This is a genomic window from Actinosynnema sp. NPDC023794, assembly GCF_040639675.1.
Classification (GTDB): domain Bacteria; phylum Actinomycetota; class Actinomycetes; order Mycobacteriales; family Pseudonocardiaceae; genus Actinosynnema; species Actinosynnema luteola.
Genome location: NZ_JBFAFR010000009.1, coordinates 1 through 20,808, shown reverse-complemented (window position 1 = coordinate 20,808; position 20,808 = coordinate 1). Strand labels below are relative to the sequence as shown.

The 20,808-nt window shown below is 68.3% G+C and carries 18 protein-coding genes and 4 pseudogenes; 19 read left to right on the top strand and 3 right to left on the bottom strand.

The features are described from left to right. The first annotated feature begins 340 nt into the window (after positions 1-340). The 9 genes and pseudogenes from AB0H12_RS20490 to AB0H12_RS20450 all read left to right on the top strand — a co-directional run bounded on the left by AB0H12_RS20490 (position 341) and on the right by AB0H12_RS20450 (position 8,790). On the top strand, positions 341-670 hold the full coding sequence (locus AB0H12_RS20490; protein WP_499624446.1) for an integrase: 330 nt from the start codon (positions 341-343) through the stop codon (positions 668-670). 193 nt (positions 671-863) lie between these two features. Further along, on the top strand, positions 864-1,070 hold the full coding sequence (locus tag AB0H12_RS20485; RefSeq protein ID WP_499624445.1) for an integrase core domain-containing protein: 207 nt from the start codon (positions 864-866) through the stop codon (positions 1,068-1,070). A 216-nt stretch (positions 1,071-1,286) separates the two neighbouring features. Further along, a complete protein-coding gene (locus AB0H12_RS20480) occupies positions 1,287-2,732 on the top strand; it encodes an ATP-binding protein (RefSeq protein WP_499624444.1) in 1,446 nt (481 codons plus the stop codon). A gap of 83 nt (positions 2,733-2,815) precedes the next feature. Next, positions 2,816-3,127 carry a transposase gene (locus tag AB0H12_RS20475; protein ID WP_499624443.1) on the top strand — a complete coding sequence of 104 codons (312 nt, stop codon included), beginning with the start codon at positions 2,816-2,818 and terminating at the stop codon, positions 3,125-3,127. Between the two features lie 5 nt (positions 3,128-3,132). Beyond that, positions 3,133-3,534 carry a hypothetical protein gene (locus AB0H12_RS20470; protein WP_499624442.1) on the top strand — a complete coding sequence of 134 codons (402 nt, stop codon included), beginning with the start codon at positions 3,133-3,135 and terminating at the stop codon, positions 3,532-3,534. 40 nt (positions 3,535-3,574) lie between these two features. Further along, positions 3,575-3,934: pseudogene (locus tag AB0H12_RS20465) on the top strand (transposase); the annotation flags it as partial. A gap of 143 nt (positions 3,935-4,077) precedes the next feature. Beyond that, positions 4,078-5,550 (top strand): hypothetical protein, encoded by a 1,473-nt coding sequence (locus AB0H12_RS20460; protein WP_499624441.1) that lies wholly within the window; start codon positions 4,078-4,080, stop codon positions 5,548-5,550. 311 nt (positions 5,551-5,861) lie between these two features. Then, complete coding sequence (locus AB0H12_RS20455) at positions 5,862-6,173, top strand: integrase (protein ID WP_499624440.1); 312 nt, start codon at positions 5,862-5,864, stop codon at positions 6,171-6,173. A gap of 808 nt (positions 6,174-6,981) precedes the next feature. Next, complete coding sequence (locus AB0H12_RS20450; protein ID WP_499624439.1) at positions 6,982-8,790, top strand: caspase, EACC1-associated type; 1,809 nt, start codon at positions 6,982-6,984, stop codon at positions 8,788-8,790. On the opposite strand, the gene AB0H12_RS20445 is transcribed toward AB0H12_RS20450, so the two are convergent. Together AB0H12_RS20445 and AB0H12_RS20440 are read right to left on the bottom strand one after the other, a co-directional pair. Further along, on the bottom strand, positions 8,739-10,484 hold the full coding sequence (locus AB0H12_RS20445; protein ID WP_499624438.1) for a glycosyltransferase family 2 protein: 1,746 nt from the start codon (positions 10,482-10,484) through the stop codon (positions 8,739-8,741). The two genes, AB0H12_RS20450 and AB0H12_RS20445, sit on opposite strands and share 52 nt — an antisense overlap. After that, the gene (locus AB0H12_RS20440) at positions 10,453-10,905 is read right to left on the bottom strand and encodes an effector-associated constant component EACC1 (RefSeq protein ID WP_499624437.1); all 453 of its coding nucleotides are present in this window, start codon (positions 10,903-10,905) and stop codon (positions 10,453-10,455) included. The genes AB0H12_RS20445 and AB0H12_RS20440 overlap by 32 nt, the downstream gene beginning before the upstream one ends. Before the next feature lie 528 nt (positions 10,906-11,433). Here AB0H12_RS20440 and AB0H12_RS20435 point away from each other — a divergent pair. The 8 genes and pseudogenes from AB0H12_RS20435 to AB0H12_RS20400 form a co-directional block, all read left to right on the top strand. Further along, positions 11,434-11,910 (top strand): annotated as a pseudogene (locus AB0H12_RS20435) (helix-turn-helix domain-containing protein); the annotation flags it as partial. Positions 11,911-11,991: 81 nt separating this feature from the next. Continuing rightward, positions 11,992-12,402, top strand: coding sequence for an integrase (locus AB0H12_RS20430; RefSeq protein ID WP_499624436.1), 411 nt, complete (start codon positions 11,992-11,994; stop codon positions 12,400-12,402). 20 nt (positions 12,403-12,422) lie between these two features. After that, positions 12,423-12,578 (top strand): hypothetical protein, encoded by a 156-nt coding sequence (locus AB0H12_RS20425; protein ID WP_499624435.1) that lies wholly within the window; start codon positions 12,423-12,425, stop codon positions 12,576-12,578. A gap of 89 nt (positions 12,579-12,667) precedes the next feature. Then, on the top strand, positions 12,668-13,060 hold the full coding sequence (locus AB0H12_RS20420; protein ID WP_499624434.1) for an integrase core domain-containing protein: 393 nt from the start codon (positions 12,668-12,670) through the stop codon (positions 13,058-13,060). Positions 13,061-13,332: 272 nt separating this feature from the next. Further along, positions 13,333-15,150: a hypothetical protein gene (locus AB0H12_RS20415; protein WP_499624433.1), complete on the top strand. Its 1,818-nt coding sequence runs from the start codon at positions 13,333-13,335 to the stop codon at positions 15,148-15,150. Positions 15,151-15,179: 29 nt separating this feature from the next. Next, complete coding sequence (locus AB0H12_RS20410) at positions 15,180-16,742, top strand: ABC transporter substrate-binding protein (protein WP_499624432.1); 1,563 nt, start codon at positions 15,180-15,182, stop codon at positions 16,740-16,742. 463 nt (positions 16,743-17,205) lie between these two features. Further along, entirely contained in the window at positions 17,206-17,364 is a 159-nt protein-coding gene (locus tag AB0H12_RS20405) for a hypothetical protein (protein WP_499624431.1), read from the top strand. Positions 17,365-17,508: 144 nt separating this feature from the next. Beyond that, positions 17,509-18,894: a hypothetical protein gene (locus AB0H12_RS20400; protein ID WP_499624430.1), complete on the top strand. Its 1,386-nt coding sequence runs from the start codon at positions 17,509-17,511 to the stop codon at positions 18,892-18,894. Positions 18,895-19,171: 277 nt separating this feature from the next. On the opposite strand, the pseudogene AB0H12_RS20395 reads toward AB0H12_RS20400, so the two are convergent. Then, a pseudogene (locus AB0H12_RS20395) lies at positions 19,172-19,436 on the bottom strand (transposase); the annotation flags it as partial. A 133-nt stretch (positions 19,437-19,569) separates the two neighbouring features. Here AB0H12_RS20395 and AB0H12_RS20390 point away from each other — a divergent pair. Beyond that, positions 19,570-20,322 carry a S1 family peptidase gene (locus AB0H12_RS20390; protein WP_499624429.1) on the top strand — a complete coding sequence of 251 codons (753 nt, stop codon included), beginning with the start codon at positions 19,570-19,572 and terminating at the stop codon, positions 20,320-20,322. Positions 20,323-20,331: 9 nt separating this feature from the next. Then, positions 20,332-20,808, top strand: a pseudogene (locus AB0H12_RS20385) (integrase); the annotation flags it as partial.

Genomic DNA, 20,808 nt, shown 5'->3' with positions numbered 1-20,808 from the left:
CGATCACGATGTCGCGGTTGGCTCTCACAGAGCTTTCAGATAGCTCTCAAGCACCGCGATCTGATCAACGAGTACGAACCCGCGAGCTGGAGCGCTCGGCGGGGTCGGCGGTGGTTGTAGTGGGCTGACGACAAGGAACCTCCTCCCATTTGAGCAGGCTCCGGTAGTGGCCCACGTGGGCGTGCAGGTCGAGCGGTAGCCGAGTCGCGTCGACCCCCGAGGGCGTCGAGGAACCCCTGCAGGGCCACCTCGGTCGTCATGTGGGGTGTCAGAACTCTGCACTGGGACGCTGAGCTGCGACGATCGCGCACGCTGGGCCTAATGGGCATGATCGTTAGGCGTGGCGTTACGACTGCTGTACCTGATCTTCGTCCGACTCGGCCACTGGCTGGTCCTGCTCAGCCGGTCTTCCGCGGCCAGGGACATCGAACTGCTGGTACTGCGGCACGAGGTCGCCGTGCTGCGCCGGACCAACCCCCGCCCGCGGTGGGAGTGGGCCGATCGAGCTGTACTCGCCGCGCTGGTTCGCCGACTCGCCCGGCTGCTGCGTGAGCACCGGTTGGTGACACCGGGAACGCTCCTGCGATGGCACCGGCGCCTGGTCGCGCGGAAGTGGACCTATCCCAGTCACACCGGCCGACTCCGGTCGACGACACCATCGTGGCGCTGATCGAACGAATGGCGCGGGAGAACACCAGTTGGGGCTACCGCAGGATCCAAGGCGAACTGCTCAAGCTCGGCCACCGGGTGGCCGCCTCAACCTCGGCGACCGGGCAGACGGCTTCCGATTCCTCATCCGCGACCGGGCCGGTCAGTTCACCGCCTCGTTCGACGCGGTCTTCTCCGCTACCGGTATCCAGGTCGTGAAGCTCCCACCACGGTGCCCGCGAGCCAACGCCCACGCCGAACGGTTCGTCGAGACCGTCCGACGTGAAGCCACCGACCGCCTGCTCATCATCAACCAACGCCACCTGCGGACAGTGCTGGACCGCTACGCGGACCGCTACAACCACCGCCGCCCACACCGAGCCTCCAACTCGCACCACCACGACCGGACAGGCCAGCAGTAGAGCCGAGCTGCACGTCGATACGTCGCCGACCAGTCCTCGGCGGCCTGATCAACGAGTACGAACCCACAGCCGCCTAACCGCAGGTCAGGCCCTGTGGCCGACTACTGGCGCCCCACACCCACAGGTACTTCACGAGAACCGGGGGCGACGCAATCGGGCCCGCAGCTTCGAAGTGTGTAGATGCAATCTATGTAGATTCCATCTACACTAGTGTCCATGTCGGGTTTCGTGGGCAGACAGGCCGAGCTGCGTCTCTTGCGCAAGCGCCTCGAGCGGGTGATCACCTCACGGGAAGGTGCCGCGATCGCCGTCCGCGGACGGCGGCAGGTGGGCAAGTCCCGATTGGTTCAGGAGTTCTGCGACCGCGCCGACGTCCCCTACTTCTACTTCGCCGCCACCAAGGGCGCGTCCTCTGTCGAGTCGATCATCACCTTCCTCGCCGAACTCGCCGACTCGTCCCTGGCCGCCGGCCAGGTCGGCCCGCCCACCGGGGTCACCGGCGGATGGCCCGACGCGTTCCGCGTCCTGGGCGCGACATTGCCGGACACCCCGACGGTCGTGGTGCTCGACGAGTTGCCGTGGTTGGCGGAACAGGACGCGGTCTTCGACGGCGCGTTGCAGACCGCGTGGGACCGGTTGTGGTCGCGGCGCCCGGTGTTGCTGGTGCTGCTGGGCAGCGACCTGCACATGATGGAACGCCTCACCGCCTACGACCGCCCCTTCTACGGACGCGCGGACAATCTCGTGCTCGGACCGCTCAACCCCGCCGAGACCGGACAAGCCCTCGGTTTGGACGCGGTGGACGCCATCGACGCCCACCTCGTCACCGGTGGACTGCCCGGCATCATCCGCAGCTGGCCCCACGCCATGCCACCGGCCGACTTCCTGCGCAGGGAGTGCGACGACCCGGCCGCGCCCCTGTTCGGCGTGCCGGAGTCCTCCCTGCTGGCCGAGTTCCCCTCACCCGATCAGGCCCACCGCGTCGTGGAATCGATCGGCGGGGACAACCGCACCCACGCCAACATCGCCGCCACCGCCGGAAGCAACCAGGGACACATCCCCTCCGGGACACTGTCGCCGCTGCTGCGCCGACTCACCGAGGAGAAACGAGTCCTGGCGGTGGACCACCCACTCTCCACCAAGCCCGGCAAACCGGCCCTCTACCGAATCGCCGACAGCAACCTGCGCTTCTACCTGCCCATCGGACGTGCCGTCCAGGAACAAGCCCGCCGCGGACGCCCCCACGTCGGCGCCCGCGTCCTGCAACGCCAATGGACCAGCTGGCGCGGACGCGCGGTCGAACCACTCATCCGCGAGGCACTGGAACTCGCCGGACAAGCCGGCGAACTGCCCTGGCCCGACACCGCCGCGGTAGGCGGCTGGTGGAACCGCCAACACAACCCCGAGATCGACCTCGTCGGAGCCGACCGCTCCCCCGTCGCCGACCACATCGACTTCGCCGGGTCGATCAAATGGATCGGCAGCACCTTCGACCGCCACGACCTCCAAACGCTCCGCCACTCCGCCAACCACGTCCCAGGCTACGAAACAGTCCGCTCCGGCCTAGCCGTCGTGGCCCTGTCCGGAGTCGACATCGACACCGACGACGCCGACCTCGTATGGGGACCGCAAGAGATCATGGACTGCTGGAGAACCGGCTGAACAGTCCGACAGCCTGTGAGGTTCCCCTTGGTAGCTCGATGGCTTTCCAGACATGGTCCGATAGGGCCTGAAGGGAGCCGTCCGTGGCACCACCGAAGAAGTACCCCGACGAGTTGAGGTCCCGTGCGGTCCGGTTGTACCGGGAGTCGGACACCAAGCCGATGATCCGGCGCCTGGCCGAGCAGCTGGGCGTGCACCCCGAGGCGTTGCGGAACTGGATCCGGCAGGACGAGGCCGACCGCGGCGAACGGGACGACCGGTCCACGACCACCGAGTCGGAGGAGCTGCGCCGGCTGCGCAAGGAGAACGCGGAACTCAAGCGGGCCAACGAGACCCTCAAGGCCGCTTCCGCGTTTTTCGCGGCGGAACTCGACCCGACCCGGCGACGGTCGTGAAGCTCGTGCAGCAGCTTCGCGGCCGCTTCGGGGTCGAGTTCGTCCTCCGGGTCCTGGGCGTCGCCTCCTCCACCTACCGCGGCTGGGTGGCTCGACAGGCCGCCCCGTCCCGCCGCGAGCGCGACCTCTGGACCACACAACAAGCCCGCAACCTGCTGATGGACCTGGGCAACCTGACAGACGACTTCCGGGTCCTCATCCGCGACCGGGCCGGCCAGTTCACCACCTCGTTCGACGCGGCCCTCTCCGACGCAGGCGTCCACGTCGTGAAGATCCCGCCACACCGAGCACTGCAACTCGCGCCACCACGACCGGACCACCCGATCGCAGAGCCGGGCCGCACCTCGATACGCCGCCGACCAGTCCTCGGCGGCCTGATCAACGAGCACGAACCCGCGACCGCGTAAGCGCAGTTCAGGCCGTGCGGCCGACTATTGGCACCCCACAGCCGCCAAGGAGCGGTTCGCCGAGTTCGCCGACGCCTGGGGCGCCCGCTATCCGGCGATCGTCAGGCTCTGGGACAACGCCTGGGCCGAGTTCGTGCGCTTCCTGGCCTTCGACGTGGAGATCCGGCGGGTGATCTGCTCGACCAACGCCATCGAGAGCGTGAACGCCCGCATCCGCCGCGCGGTCAAGGCACGAGGCCATTTCCCCAACGAGCAGGCCGCGCTCAAGTGCGTCTACCTCGCGGTGATGAGCCTGGACCCGACCGGCACCGGACGCAAACGCTGGATCATCCGCTGGAAGCCCGCCCTCAACGCCTTCGAGATCGCCTTCGACGGCCGCCTGGCCGCCGGACGCAAGTAACCCTCTTCAACCCGAGTTACACCGGCTCGTTTGACAGACCCCTTCGACGCTCCTCGGAGGCTGGTCCACACGGACGAGTGAGTTTGGTAGCGCTCACAGTCGGTGGCTGTAAGTATCGAAATCGTTACAACTGTGACTAAGGGGTGGGGTTCGCCGTCGTGGATGGAGGGGCCGGGACGCCGTTGCACTTCATGCGCCGGGGACGACGTCCATCGCCTGTAGACGGGAGGCCACGGGTGAACACGACGCAGCGCTACGGGGATCTGGAGCTGTCGTTCCAACTGACGGGAACGGTTTTCGACCTCATCATCGGTCCTCCGCTCGTATACACGGCTTATAACCCGACCAAAGAGTGGACGCGGGAGTTGTTCCCCACCGGGCTGAAGATGGGGCCGGGGGGGATGACGGGCAAGACGGGTGTGTTGATGCTGAAGGACCGCTCTGCCGACCGGAGCCTGCTGCGGGACCCGGTTGGCTTTGTCAAGGTCGCCCAACTGCCCAGCAGCGTGCCCGGGTACCCCTGGGGGGTGTGGCGCCCGGTGCCTCCCGAGGGGTACGTCGCTCTAGGCGACATCATCGCCCCCTGGGAACAGGACGAACCGGCAGTGGACACCTGGGCCAGGACGGCGTGTGTGAAGCGGGGCGAGCACACCGACGGCCGCACCTACGTGCGTCAGGGCGAGTGCGGGACCCTGCTCTGCCAATCCAGTGGGGGCACGCGGGTGTGGTCGATCGTGACGCCCCCGTACCCCGACGGCGACGAGGACGAGCACCTGTACCTGCCGGTGGGCAACTTCACCGCCGTCACGTCGTCCGACCACCCGGCGCCGACGGACACCACGTGGATTCTGGACCTGCCCGCGGTGATCGACAAGAACGACGGCCCGGAAATTCCGGAGCTGACCTCTTACTCCCGGCCCCCGGCGCAGACGGTCATCACCGACCGCGAGGTCACCGTGCCCTACTACCTGGTGCACGATGCCGCCCGGGACGAGAAGTGGAAGGTGGAGAACTCCCCCTTCTACAAGCTGCGCCGCAAGCGCCACTACGAACTGGTGCTGTTCCGCGACAACCGCAACGGCACTGAGCCCCAGGATGAGTCGGAGTCGATCACCACCGGCGTGACCCAGACCAGCGGCGAGACCTTCAGCCAGACCACCGGTGTCACCGTCGGCGTCAAGGTCGGCGTCTCCGCCGGAGCCAAGCCCTTCGGCATCGGCGTGGAGACCACCGTGACCACCTCGGTGTCGACCACGGTCGAGATCGGCTACGAACGCCGCACCGACATCAGCATCATGCGCGAGGTCACCAAGACCCGCGGCCTGAGCGTCCCGCCCCGCAGCTCGGCCTGCCTGTGGATGGAACACCACACCCTGCTGCCCATCCGCGCCAACGGCGACACCCTCGGCGACCAGGCCAACCTCGGGTTCAACACCGACTACTACGTCACCGGCGAATACCCCTCCGGCTCCGGCCCGATCTACTGGGAGACCGGCGACAGCGGCAACCGCCGCAAACTGCCCGCCACCCGGCTCGCCCCCGACCTGCACGCCCGCCAGTCCATCCCCCACCTGACCCCCGAACCCAACCCCGCCACCAGCCCCGCCGAGGTCTGAGCCCGGCAGCGACCCGTCGGCGCTCGCCGCGCCCACACCGGCCGCTTCCCGCCTGCGTCCGTGCCACACGACCGCGCGTCGGCCGCCGGTCAAGCCCGACGGTCAGCCCGCGATCGGCGACCGTCGAGCATGACCGGCCTGCTCACGACAAGCTGCGACCAAGTTCAACGCGGCGGCCACAGTCCCTAGCAGCGTGTCGCACACGTCGATGCCCAGCCGCCGCGCGTGCCTGTGGGGTGTCAAAACTCTGCACTGGGACGCTGCGCTGCGGCGATCCTGCCCTCTGGGCCTCCGAGGCAGGATCGTGAGGTGTGGCGTTACGACTGCTGTACCTGATCTTCGTGCGACTCGGTGGCTGGTTGGTTCTGCTCGGCCGGCCGTCATCGGCCAAGGACGTGGAGTTGCTGGTGTTGCGGCATGAGGTCGCCGTGCTGCGCCGGGCCAAACCCCGTCCGCGGTGGCAGTGGGCCGATCGCGCCGTGCCCGCCGCATTGGCGGGCCGATTGCCACGACTGCTACGTGAGCACCGGTTGGTGACACCGGGCACCGTCCTGCGATGGCACCGACGTCTGGTCGCGAAGAAGTGGACCTTGTGCCGCTCGAAAATTCATCGCCGCTGGTAGAGCGAGAGCGCCGTCGTCTTTGGGAGCATGGCCGGGCGATCGTGTCCCTGCTGTACAAGACGACCCGGAGGTTGCTGTCCGTCCCGTCGGTGCTGCTGCGCAGCGAGGCGGTGAAGGACGCCGAGCTGCTCGTGCTGCGGCACGAGAACGCGGTCCTGCGCCGGCAACTGGCAGGTCCGGTCCGCTACGAGCCCGCCGATCGGTTCTGGTTCGCTGCCCTGGCCGGGCTGGTGGATCGCCGCCGGTGGCGGAAGGTCTTCCCGGTCACCGCGGACTCGTGGCCCGCAAGTGGGACCACTCCGCGCGTCGACGCATCGGACGCCCACCGACACGATCCGCGGTCAAGACGCTCGTGCTGCGACTCGCCCGGGAGAACCCCCGATGGGGTCATCGGCGGATCCTGTGGGGTTCCAGAAGTCGGCCGTAGGGTCTGACCTGGGGTTAGGCTGCTGCGGGTTCGTACTCGTTGATCAGGCCGCTGAGGACTGGTCGGCGACGTATCGAGTTGCAGCCTGGCTCCGCGGTCGGGTGGTCCGGTTGTGGTGGGCCGAGTAGTAGGGCTTGGTGGTCTGCGGTGGTTGTAGTGGTTCGCGTAGCGCTGCAGCACTGTCCGCAGGTGGTGTTCGTTGAGGATCTTGCGGACGGTCAGCCGACGTGGGGTCGGGTCAGCCGATCCATCGAGCGGATCCTCGAATTTCACTCCATCGAGTGGTAGTCGCCCAGTTGGCGTTGCTGTCCGCTGGCCCGTCCCTAATGTTGCGGTGTCCGAACCTGCAGACCGCAGTCCCGTCAGCCGTGCTTCTACGAGATGGTGATCATGTCGGGTGCAAGAGTCGCGCTGGTCGTCGCCAACGGCTCGTATGACGATGAGAAGTTCCGTGCGCTGCGCGCGCCGACGGCGGACGTGGAAATCCTCGCGTCGGTGTTGCGTGATCAGCGGATATGCGACTTCGAGGTGAACACGCTGGTCGACGAGTCGGCCGCTGTGGTGGCGGAGGAGATCGAAGGCTTCTTCGCCGACCGCCGCCGCGACGACTTGTTGCTGCTCTACCTGTCCTGCCACGGGGTCAAGGATCCCGACGGGCGGCTCTACTTCGCCGTGCGGAACACGAAACTGCACCGACTGGCGGCCACCGGTGTTTCGGCCCAGTTCGTCAACGAACAGATGAACCGGAGCCGGTCACGCCGGATCGTCCTGCTGCTCGACTGCTGTTACAGCGGTGCCTTCACCCGGTTCGGCAGCAAATCCACCTACGACATGCACGTCCGCGAGCGTTTCGACGGGCACGGTCGCGCCGTTCTCACGGCTTCGAACGCGATGGAGTACGCGTTCGAGGGCGAACAGCTGTCGATGAACGCCGCCGCGCCGTCGGTGTTCACCGCTGCGGTGGTGCAGGGTCTGAGCACCGGTGCGGCCGATCGCGACGGTGACGGCAGGGTGTCGGTCCACGACCTCTACGAGTACGTCTACGAATCGGTTCAGGAGAACACGACCGGAACGCAGACCCCCGGCATGTTCGCGAGCCTGCACGGGACCCTCTACCTCGCCCGTGATCCCCGTGCTTCCGCCCGGACGAGTCTGGAGTTCGTGCCGGCGCCTCCCTCTCCCGGCCCTGCGCTCGTCCCGGTCGAGCCCTCGGGCGCCGAGCCACGAGACCGACCGGGACGGGACTGGTCGAGGTGGCGGTGGACGGCCAGCACGGTGGTGTTGGTGCTGTTGCTCGTCATCGGGATCGTGGTGTTGCGCCCGTCGCCCGAACCGCAGTGGACGCGGCTAGCGGACCTGCCCACGCCATTGGAAGCGGCCGCGACGACGGCGCACCTGGGCGGTGTCTGGGTGGCGGGAGGGATCTCGCCCGACGCGGACCGGCGCAAGCTTGATGCGGTGCAGGTCTACCAGCCTCACACCGGCAAGTGGTCGTCCGGTCCTCGCTTGCCCGTGGCGCTGAGCCATGCGGCCCTCGTGAGCAACGGGCCACAACTGTATCTGCTCGGGGGCTGGGCACAGGCGGGCGCGGTGGCCGAGGTGTGGCGGCTGGACAGGCCAGACGGGCATTGGGTTCCGGATCAGCGGCTGCCCGGTCCGCGGACGGCCGGTGCGGCGGCATGGGACGGCAGCCGTGTGGTGTTCGCCGGCGGTGTGTCACCGGATCAACAGGCAACCGCCACTGTGTGGGCGTTGGAGCAGAACGCGTGGCGCGAACTGCCGCCACTGCAAGTGGCCAGGGAGAAACTGGCGGCGGTGACTGACTCGAACGGCACGGTGTGGTTCGTCGGCGGGCGGGACCGCAACCAGGGATCCGGATCGCTCTATGGCGCCGTAGACGAGGTGACCAGTGTCCGCACGCGGTCGTTGGGCTACCCGATCCCTGCGGTGGAGGCGCCCGGTGGTGTGTGGTGGCCGGGGGTCGGACCGTGCGTCGTCGCCGGATACTTCTCGGATGGGTTCAGCGACCGGGCCGAATGCTGGCGCGGCACGGGCGAGTCGACCCTGCCACGACTGCCTGAGGCGCGTGCAGGCGTGGGTGCCGCGGTGGTGGACGGCGTCGTGTACGTGGTCGGTGGCTACAACGACGGCGAGCACGGCTCTGGCCACGTCTTCGCCTTCAGTCCTTGAGGTGCCTCCGACCGTCGTCCGGAGAGATGTCGCCGGAGTGCGATCAGCGATGGTGCCGCGCTCGCGGTGAGCGTGATCGACATCCAGATCAGCGAAGCGACGTCGGCGCTGGTCAGGAACAGGCCGCCGGCCAGCGCCGCGAGCGCCGAAGCGGTCCAGACGAGGTGCTGGAGGAACGTGCGGAGGCAGTCCCGGCTGAAGAACTCGCCCTTCCCCGTCACGCGGTAGTTCAGCGTTCGTTTCGCGACCGCTGCTGCCGCCGCCGCGACGTAGACCGGCCCGGACATCGCCGAGATTGCCAGTCCCGCGAGCCCGAGCTCACGTCGTTCCTGCTCGGCAAGGTTGAATCGGCGCAGCCACAGGAACAACGCGAGCCAAGCGACCAGCGTGCCACTCCACAGCACCGGCCAGGTGCCGCCGCCGTTGGTCGTGTGCAGTCCTGGTAGCAGCAGGTACAGCCAGGTCGCCGTGTTGCCGCAAAGCCAGCTCACGGCCGCACCGGGGTAGAACATCTGCATCAACCCGTACGCCAAGCGTTGCCGGGGTGCAAGGCGGGGCATCAACCGCGGGCTGTGGCGCAATACGACGTCCCACACCCCGTAGGCCCAACGGCGTTGCTGGTTGAAGTAGTCGGTCCAGCTCGTCGGTCCTTCACCGATGGCCAGCACGTCGGGGGTGTAGACACCCTTCCATCGTCGACCCGTGTCCGGGTTCGTCGTCGCCACCACCGTCATGCCGGTGAGGTGGTCCTCGGTGAGCGAGTCCTGGTAGCCGCCGATCTGGCGCCAGGCACCGACCCTGTAGAGGTGGTTGGTCCCGATCAGCAGCGGCGCGCCCAGTCCGTTGCCACCGCGCTGCACGATGCCGTTGAACAGGTAGGACTGGGCGGCCGCCGCGTGTGGCACGAAGCCGTCCGAGCTGTTGCCGTAGACCTGCGGCGCCACCACGTAGCCCACGTCCGGGTCGCGGAAGTACCCGAGCGAGCGTTGCAGGAAGTCCCGAACGGGTACGTGGTCGGGGTCGACCTGGGCCACGATGTCGTAGTTCGACTCGTGCTCGGCCCGCCAGGCGTTGTGGTTGCCAGCCTTGGTGCGCCGACGGTACGGGCCGGATGGCTGGTTGAACTCCGCGCTGCCGGCGCGGGAGAAGTGCCGGACGCCAAGGCGGGCGGCCGTGGCGCGCACGGCCGGATCGTCGCCTTCGTCGAGAATCCACACGTCCACGTGGCCGTCGTAGGTGAGTCGGCGCATTGCGCGCAGCGTCGGCACCACGGTGCCCAGCGGTTCACTGGAGGGCACGATCGTCGTGAGCACGGCGATTCGCAGCCCAGGAGGCGGGGTTACGGGCACCGGGTCACGGGCGGCCAGGCAGAACACCCACATCGCCGTCGCCTGCAGGGCGCGGACCACCTCCACGACGATGACGAACAGCGCGCATACGCGTTGTGGCCAGGATCCTCCTGCCATCACGACCGGCAGGAGCCAGCTCAGGAACCCCACGGCCGCGACGGCGTTGCCCGACACGAGCAAACACAGATGGACCCGCTGCGGTCCGGCGACGACTCTTCGGAACCGCACCGTGGCCGCGGCCGTCTCCGGTGTCGTCAGCGGGCCGGCGATGGCCTCGAGCCCTTGGTAGCTGGTCAGCGGCCGGCGGAGCGCTTCACTCGGCGGACCGGTTGTGCGACCACTCATTGAGTACCTTCTCCAACTCGTCCGAGTGAAGCCCTTGGACATCGAGGGTGTGGTCGCCGATCCGCAGCTTCACCGAACGCGAGTCGTCCCGGTTGATCCACGCCCGGAGGGTCGCGAGCAGCGCGGTGAGCGTTCCCGACGTGGCCAGCGTGACCACGAGAGCCCCCGCCGTGATGGCGTCACCTTTGGCACCTGCCGGGGCGGGGCCGCCGGTCAGTGACTCGACGTCGACGTCGAGTTCGAGCAGTTCCTCCCGCAGCCCGGCGGCGGCGTCATCCACCTGCTCGGGCGTGCCATCCGGTCCGCAGTCGACACTGAGCACCATGGACGTGGACATCGGCAAACCATCCGTTCGGCAGTTCGGCTTTGTCCATTGGTGCGATGAGCGCTGGCAGCGATACGACACATGGCCCTGTTTCACCCTTTCGTGGTAACGGGCGTCGGTGCATCGCAGAATGGGTCCCGGTGGCACCGACCGCTTTCGTGCAGCCGCCGGGGCAAGTCGGCGGTGCGCCGGGCGAGACCCGTCCATGGAGCGCGTTGATGATCAGTAGCCATCTGCGTCCGTCCTCGTGCAGCGCGATCGGGTGGCGGGTATGTCGGGCGGCCTCGCCGGCGGCGAAGTAGCACAGCGGACGCGAGACCACCCGTTCGGGTGAGTCGTTGTCGGTCTTGTCCCGCTGACTGCCCCCGGTTCTGTCCCGGGGTGCGCCGCGTCCTCTTCTCGGCTGGCGATCCGCCAGCCGCCACAGGATGAGGAGGGTCAGAGATGAGCCCGTTAAGGTTCCACACCCCACCGCCGGACGATCGGCCGCCGCCATGTCCGTGCCTGCCCTTCCCCGTCCTGTTCCGCCTCGACCGGTAGGAATGAGGTTGTCCCCTTGAACCGGACGCCCTGATCCCAGACAGCGGTCTGGGGAAGGATGTTCCCCGTGTCAGGCAAGTCGAAGTCAACCGCCACCGCCGCTATGGCGAGGCCGGACTGCTCGACCGGCCCAGCGTCCCGCACCACCAGCCCACCGCCACCCCCGCCGAGGTCGTGGCCCGCGTCGAGCGGCTGCGCCGGGACCACAAGTACTCGGCCCGGCGCATCGCCCTGGAACTGGAAGCCGACGGCGTCCGGATCTCGGCGCGCACCGTCGGACGGCACCTGGCCCGGCTGTTCCTGGACCCGAACGGCGAGAACAACCGTCGCCCCCGCCGGATCGCCGCCCGATGGCCCGGCCACATGCTCCACCTGGACGTCAAGAAGGTCGGCGTGATCCCCGACGGCGGCGGATGGCGGGCCTGGTCGCGACAGCGACCAGGCCCGCCGGGTCGGACGCGCCAAGAACAAGGGTGCCCGCGCCGGCTACACCTACCTGCACTCCGCGGTCGAGGGTTCTCCCGCCTGGCCTACACCGAGACGCTGCCCGACGAGAAAGCGTGTGGGGTGCCAGAACTCTGCTCTGAGGCGTTGAACTGCGGCGATCGCGCACTACGTGCTGTAGGAGCATGATCGTGAGGCGTGGCGCTACGACTGGTGTACCTGATCTTCGTCCGGGTCGTCGGCTGGTTGGTTCTGCTCGGCCGGTCATCGGCGGCCAAGGACGTGGAGTTGCTGGTGCTGCGGCACGAGGTCGCCTTGCTGCGGCGGGTCCACCCCCGTCCGCAGTGGGAGTGGGCCGATCGCGCGGTGCTCGCCGCATTGGCGGGCCGACTGCCACGGCTGCTGCGTGGGCACCGGTTGGTGACACCGGGCACCCTCCTGCGATGGCACCGACGTCTGGTCGCGAAGAAGTGGACCCACCCGAAGCGCACCGGGCGTCCACCGGTCGACGACGCCGTCGTAGCGTTGATCGAGCGGATGGCCCGGGAGAACGCCCGCTGGGTCACCGCCGGATCCAGGGCGAGCTGCTCAAGCTCGGCCACCGGGTAGCCGCGTCGACCGTGCGCCGCGTGCTCAAGCGCCTGCGGATACTGCCCGCGCCCCAGCGCGACACCGACACCTCCTGGCGACGGTTCCTCCGCGCCCAGGCCTCGAGCATCCTGGCCTGCGACTTCTTCCACGTCGACTGCGCCCTGACGCTCAACGGGTCTACGTCTTCTTCGTAATCGAGGTCGCCACCCGCTACATCCACATCCTCGGAACCACCACCCACCCCGACGGGGCATGGACCCCCCAACAAGCCCGCAACCTACTGATGAACCTCGGCGACCAGGCAGACGACTTCCGGTTCCTCATCCGAGACCGGGCCGGCCAGTTCACCACCTCATTCGACGCCGTCCTCTCCGACGCCGGCATCAAGGTCGTGAAGACCCCACCGCAGTGTCCACGAGCCAACGCCCACGCCGAACGATTCGTCGGCACCATCCGACGCGAAGCTACCGACCGCCTGCTCATCCTTAACGAACACCACCTGCGGGCCGTGCTGCAGCGCTACGCGAACCACTACAACCACCGCAGACCACACCAAGCCCGACAACTCGGCCCACCACGACCGGACCACCCGACGGCAGAGCCGAACTGCACCTCGATACGTCGCCGACCAGTCCTCGGCGGCCTGATCAACGAGTACGAACCCATCACCGCGTAAGCGCAGGTCAGACCACATGGACGACTATTGACACTCCACAGACTGACGACCTAACGGCTCCGATCATCCGATGTTCATGACACCGGTCCAGTGATAGGAAGAGTGACCCTCACATAACTATTCCGCATAATTGCGGTCTATTTGCATGACTTATATCAGGTGAACTGGAACGTATTTTCATCAACCGCAGCCGTAACGATCCCCCGACACCCCACGATGACGGGTTGTGATCGTCAGAGATCGCAATCGGTTGAATGGTGGCGAAGTCGCAGATGTTCGTTGGTCGTTCCAACCTCGTGTCCCTCGTCGAGCAGTTGGTCCTGGTGGACGGCCGCCCGCCGACCGGTCTGACCCAGGAACCGCCGGTGCTCGTGATCGAGGGGTACGGCGGCACGGGGCGCAGCGCGTTTCTCGACACCCAGGCGGCGCGGTGGAAACCGCACACCCCTACCGCGCTGGTCAACGCCCGGTCGGCCGCCGACGCGGACGTGGATTCGCTGCGCCCGCTGCTCGTCGCGGTGATGCAGGGGTTGAGCGAGAAGGTCGGCACGTACGAGGTGAAGTTCCCCCGCGTCGTCCTCGCGTATGTGGCCATGGAAAGCCCGATCGAAGGCGACTTCGACGTCAAGCGCTCGAGGGACGAGATGAAGGCACGCCTGGTCGCCTATCGCGACCGGGACGCCTTGATCGGGTTGGTGGGCAGCGTCGTGCAGTCCTCGTTCGGCGCACTGGTACCTCAGTTGGGCATGGGTGACGCGTTTGTCGACGGAGTCGCGCAGCGCATAGTCGACCGGCTGCGCCGCGCGTCCCGGCTCGCCCGGTTCAGCTGGGACGAGGCGTTGCCGTGGTTCCGGCACCAGGACAACGGTTACGACTTCGACGAGTTCACCGCACTGGTCCGGCTGAGCAAGCAGGCGGCCAAGGACACCTCCGACGTGCGCGCCGACGTGGACGACCTCCTGATGGGCGCGATGCTCGCGGACCTCCGTGAAAGCCTCGACCGGGTGGCGAACCGGCCGTGGAACGCCGTCGTGCTGCTGGACGAGGGCGACACGGCCGCCGCCCGGTCGTTCGTGACGGCGCTCGTGGACCGGCGCCGTCGCCGCCACGGGCGCGAGCCCCGGCTCCCGCCCGACCCGCTGGTCGTGGTGACCACGAGCGCCGGCGCGCTGTCACAGGACCTCCCTGACGTCGACGCCGGTCACCCGTGGCTGCGCGAGGTGCTGGGCGACCTCACCGAAGCCGACGTCCACGACCTCGCCCGCGCCCGCCTCTGGCCGCCCGACCTGGGCACCCGGCGGGTCGCGGACGTGACCCATCGGCTCACCGGCGGTCACGCGGAGGCCACCGTCGCGGTCCTGGACGCCCTTGAGGACGACCACGGGCTCATAGACCGCGTGGACGAGATCTTCGACCGGCCGGTGAAGACTTCGCGGAAGACACTGGAGGCGCACCTGCTCGACAAGGTCGTGACGGGCATGGGGGCCGGGGACCACGTCGCCGAGGACCTCGCCACCCTGTCGGCCGCCCGCAGCCGCGGTGAGGCGACCCGGTTGGCGAAGCTGCTCCGCCTCGACCCGACCCTGGAGCTGATGGCCTCCCCGTCCCTGTGGCCGGACCAGGCGCTGCCGCGGTTCGTCCGCTACCTCGGGCTGCGCAGGCTCGCCGCGCGCACGGAAGGCCACCGCTGGACGGACGTCTTCACCGCGTTGCGCGACGAGGCGGTGCGACAAGGCGACGTGGTCGGCAGCCTGCACCACCGGCTCGCGCTCGGCGAGACGGCCGCCGTCGCCGCCGAGCTCACCGGGCTGCTGCCGGAACTCGGCGACACCGAGTGGCTCGAGCTGCTCGACTCGATCACCGCCACGCCCGCCCTCGCGCACCCCCTGGGCACCCCGAAGGTGGACGACCCCGTCCACCGCCTGCTCGTCACGAGCCACGCGCTGTCCGACTCCCGGCTCAGCGAACGCGCGGGTCTGCGCAGCCGCTACGTCGTCGCGGAGAAGGACCTGCGCTCCCTCGCGGGTTCGTCCGAGGCGTTCGTGTTGCGCGCACAGCACTACCACAAGCTCGCGGGACGGCTGGATTGATCCGCGTCGACCGGAAGGAACCGCTGCACATGTCTCAGCCGGGTAGGTACCGCCTGGGGGTCTGGCCCGTCGGCTACCACCCGAACCGGTACCGCAAGTGGTGGCGGCTGGCCGTCGTCGTGGTGGTGCTCGTCGGGGCGGTGCCCGCCGTGTCGCTCGCCCGGTGGCTGCCCTCTCACGTGGCCTGCCGTGACGGGTGGCCTTCGGGCGACGTGTGGTCGCAGGACGGTGAGTGCGTCGGCGTGACCGAAGGGCCCTACGACTTCGAGCTCGACCAGTTCACCAAGGTGATGGCCGTGATCGACCAGCAGAACCGGACGGTTCGCGACCACGGCTGTCGCGGCGACCACCCGATCGTGACCGTCGCGGTGCTGACCACGTTCACCTCCCCCCACGGCGGTGGGCGGATGGTGCAGGAGCTGGAGGGCTTCGCCGCCGCGCAGAGGCGTGCCAACGGCGCGGGTTGCCGCTTCCCCGTGCGGCTCAAGGTCGCCAACGCGGGCGGCGACGCGCAGGCGGCCGAAACCCTGGCGCGGCGGCTCAAGGACGACCCCTCGGTGCTGGCGGTCGTCGGCATGGGTTTGAGCGACCAACGCTCCGCGGACGCCGCCGACGTGCTGGGCTCGTCCGGTCAGCCGGTCCCGATGGTCGCCGACCTCATCACCGCCGCCGGGTTCGACGCGGACGGGTCGAAGGCCGACTCCCCGGACTTCGGAACCTGCGATCAGAACGCCACCTACCGCGACGGCGTCGGTCACGGCTACTTCTACCGCGTCGCACACCGCACCACGAAGCAGATCTCGGTGCTCGCGAACCTCCTCTCCGCCCCACCGGACCTGCTCATCACACCCACCGACGAGCGCGACCCGTACACGTGCACCTCGTTGCCGGTCGCGCGGAAGCTGGGCAACGACGTCCAAGAGGTCCGGTTCGACCCCCAGGACTCGCGGACCGTGGCGCAGGCGGCCGAACAGGTGTGCCGGCGTTCCGGCGGGGTCACCGCGTTCTACACCGCGCGCAGCCGCGATCTGGGACGGTTCCTGCACCGCATCGTGGACCAGCGGCACAACGGCCAGTGCGCCGGGCCGTCGGCCATCACGGTCTTCAGCACCTCCGACGCGGTGCGGATGCGCGTGCCCGAGGCGGAGAAGGAGCTGGAGGCGTCGCGGACGGCGGTGCTGGAGTCGGAGATGTTCCGGCTCGGCCGGCTGCGCCTGGTCTACACACCGCTCGCGGACGCCGATTCGCTCGAGGACAACCCGGAGTTCGGCACCCTCCGCCGCCAGTTCGTCGACCTGGGTTTCGAGGTCGCGCACCTGGAGGGCGGCTGGGCGGTGAACGCCTACGACTCCTTGCGCACCGTCACCGAGGCGGTCCAGACCCTGCGCGGCAACGAGCCGTCCCGCGCGCAGATCAACGCCGCCATCAACGGGATCAACGGGAGCAACAGGTTGCTGGGCGCCGGTGGGCCGATCGAGTTCGACAACAGCAACAACCGAACGAGCGACCCGGTCGCGGTCGAGCTGTGCCCAGGTCAAGGCGGTGGCAGGCCATTCAGCGTTCCCATCTCCAGTTCGGAGCCCTGCCGGTGACCTGTCGGGCCGTTCAAACCGGCCGCCTACCCACCCGCACCGGCCGCATCGGCATGGGCACCGCCGTGATCGAACCGATCATGTCCGGCGTCGCGCCCTGAGCGACGACGAGCCGTCGATGTCGGTAACGGTCACCGACCTGTGACACCGGGCACCAACCCCGCGACGACGCCAGCACCGGCCACAAGGAAGTGGATCGACACGCGGCGAACACCCCGACCCGCCCCCGGAGAGACGTCGCACAAGCCCTCAACCGACCCGAACGGGCAATCAACCGCACCCGCGACCTCTTCGGTGCGGCACGAAGTCCGCCATCACGGCCCATCCAGAGGTCGTGGGCGCGCCGCACGACTGGGACTTCTGGCTGATCGGTACCGAGGTCGACGACGCGGTCCGCAACCTGTAGAGCGACCCCGCACGACCTGGCCTGACCACCAACAATCCCCGCTACCGGATCTGGGTCGTGACCTGGGGACAACTGCTTGATCAGGCTGATCGGAGGGTCCAGGCGTTCCGCTCGGCGCTCGAACTGGTCTCCACGGACCAGACCAGCCGCGCCTACCTCCAGCGCAAACACGCGGAGATCATCCCGGCGCTGTCCTCGGCCGACGAGGCCGAATGACGTTCGCCGCGTTCAGAGGCGAGCCGCAAGCCGACGCGCCGGATGATTCTCGCGTGTCCTCAGCGGACGTCGGCTGTATGCTGTGCGGCTCGCGCCTGACTGGTCCTCCGCGAGCCGGACGTCGACGGCGAGAGTACGGGGCCGATGCAGTCACTTACGCGATACAAGATCCGAAACGCTGTTGCCGCGCTGCTCGTCGCCGCGCTGCGTGACCTGGCGGAGCGCAACGACGCCCCACAGGTTGGCGACCTGACGGACCGGCGGAACTGGTGGCGGTATGGCCAAGAGTCCTTCGTCGCCCTGCGGCCCAATGCCTGGCAAATGCCCGAGCGGGTCACCGTCGTCGGTTGGCTGAACACCTTCACCGAGATGACCACTGTTCGCGACGCGATCGACGCGGATCCCGTCCTGGGCGCCCGACTCGACACCATGGTCGGCACCGAGTTCTCGCTGAATCAGCGACCCCTCGACTGGCTCTTGGTGGAGCACTTGCTCGAACCCATGATCATCGCGAGCCGCTCGTACGAGTTCAACGAGGCGCTCTTCGAGCAACAGTTCAACCGACTGGACGCTGGCCTGCGGGCCGACACCATCCGCTTCGTCGAATTCATCCCGCTCAACGGCTTCACGTCGAGCATGGCCGACATCGCCTTGGTCGGCGGAGTGGCCCTGCGCCCGATGACTGACCGCCAGGTCAGCCGGGCCATCCAGGTCCTGGCGGTACCGGCGGAGTTCAGCGGCGGCCCCAACAGCGTGCAGGTCTCCAGGTTTCACCAGTGGGCCGTGATGCGGGAGCAGGGCTACCCGGTCCGGTCGTACAAGCAGGGCATGCCTGAGCAGCCGCAAGCTCCCGACTTCCCGAGGCTGGAGGAACCGGCACAGCGGTTGGTCACTGCTCTACGGATCGTGTGCGGTGGCTCTGTTGTGGCCACGCGTCCGATCCATGCCCAGCACGACGACGACTTCCCACCGACCGTGGCCGGCAGCGCTGCCCTGCCAGCCGTGGTAGCGGCCGACATCAGCCGGCCGACGCAGGTGCTCACCGACGAGCAGGTCGAGGCCGTACGCGAGGTGTACGAGACGCTCGGGAACCCAGCGGTTCAAGAGGAGCGGTCGTTGCAAGTGGCGTTGCGTCGATTCGTGTTCGCCGATTCCAAGGCCCAGCCAGAGGACCGGCTCATCGACCTCGTCATCTGCTGCGAAGCCCTGTTCCTCAAGCGACACGGGATCGAGGGGCCCCAGAAAGCCGCGCCCGCGGCTGTGAACGCTGCGCGGTTGCTGGCAGACGACCCGCTGCTGAACGTCGGGCGCACGCAGGTAGAGCGGCTCGTCAGGGCTGCGTACCGGTTGCGGAACGCGGAAGTTCATGGCGACCATCCCGTCCGCCGATCGATCACGCTCCTTGGTGGAGGAACCACCGAAGACCTCGCCCGGTTCGTTGAGGACCTCAGTCTCGTGGTTGGTAGGGCGCTTCACCTGGTGCTGAGCGAGCTGTCACGCCCAGCCGCGGCAGCCGGGTTGGTCCGGTGACGGTGCAACCGCCGGGATTGCTCGGCGCCGCAGGCCCGGCGCAATTCGAGTTCCTGATCCACTTCTATGGGCGGCCGACCTCGGCAGCCATGACGCCGACGGTGCCACAGGCGATTCGGGACCTGCAGCTGTGGCAGCGATTGCACAACGTCCTGTGGGAGGGCCAAATCCAGGGCTTCGCCCCGTTCGGCTCCGACTCGCCGATGGTGTGCAGGCGTGGGCCCAAGTCAACCACCGGACGGTGCTCATGACCTGAGGGCCTTGCGAGTCCATCAAGCCAAGTGTGCCATCGGTCGCCGATCTGGACGGCGTCCGGGGCGCCTTGACGGACGGCTTCGGCGTAGGTGGCCGAGCAGCTCGGCAGAGCATGAACACGCCGGATTCTCGCGCAGCCAGGCGGTCAGGGTCGCGGCCCTGCGGTCGGGCAGCACGTCAACGCGGCAATGGATGACCGCGTCGACGAGCAACACGGTCGCGTAGCGGCGACCGCGCCGCAGGGCGAAATCGTCGACTCCCAGCACCTCCACCTCCCTAATCGGCGGACCGCTGAGGAACAGAGGTGGTCATGGGTCGCGGCCGGGTCGCGGGGCGCGGCTTGTGGCGGGCACTGGGCCGTTAGGGGGGTGGATTCACCGATACGCAGCCCTGGCATGGATCACGTCATATGGTTCGGTCGTGGGTGGTGGAAGGGGGCTGGCGTTCGAGTCCTGGCGATTACGCATTCGGGACCGCGACGGTGCGGTCCTGGGTGCCGGCGTGCTGCTCGGGGACCGCACGGTGCTCACGTGCGCCCATGTCCTGCCACCCGACCACGAGGTGGTCGTGGACTTCGTCGGGCAGCGCGACGTGCCCTCCGCCCTGGCCCGGGTGGTACCGGGGTGCCTGGTGCCGCCGGGCGACGACCAGCGCGGTGACGTAGCCCTGCTGCGGTTGGACCACCCGGTCGACGCGGCGTTCGGCACCTCGCTGCGCAGGGCCGCGCTGAGCTGGAACCGGCCGGTGCGCACCCTAGGGTTCCCACAGGGCTTGGAGTACGGAGTGTGGACCAAGCTGGTGCTCGCCGCCGGGGTGGGTCCCGGCTGGGAGTGGGTGCAGATGAACCTCGTCGCCGGCGAGCCGCCGGTGCGGCCGGGGTTCAGCGGCGCCGGGGTGTCCGACGAGGAGACCGGCGAGGTGCTGGGCATCGTGGCGAGCGTGAACCGCCGGGAGTCCAGCGGCCTGTCCTGGATGCTGCCGGTCGAGATCATCCTGAGCTACCTGCCGGACCTGGAGGAGTTCGCGACCGGGAGCCGGGCCGTCGACCCCGGCTTCCACGCTGTGCATGCCGATAACCTCATCCACGCAGGTAAAAGGCATACGCAGCCCAAGCGTCCGAAGCGCTCACGGGCCACGGTTGCCATCCGCGTGATGTCGTCCAGCACGGCATGATGACCGGCTGTGCTGCTCCGACTGGCCTCCCTCAGTGTGACCAACGCCTTCGTTTTGCTGCGTCTGCTACCCATGAGCGACCGGGACAAGGACACGGAAATCCTGGCGTTACGGCATCAGATCACCGTCTTGGAACGCCAACTGGGCAACGCCCGTCCACGGTTCTCCCCCGCCGACCGAGCGTTCCTCGCGGCACTGCTGCACCGACTCCCGGTCGATGCGCTTCGTCGGCTCCGCCTACTGGTACGCCCGGAGACGATTCTGCGGTGGCACCGAGACCTCCTCGCCCACCGCCACGCAGCCCGTTCCCGCCCCAGGCGGCCCGGCCGACCACGGACCATCCGCTCGATCCGACTCCTGGTGCTGCGCCTGGCACGAGAGAATCCGACCTGGGGCCACCGCCGCACCCACGGAGAACTCCTCGTCCTCGGCATCAAGGTCGCCGCCTCCACGGTGTGGCAGATCCTCCGGGACGCCGGGGTCGAC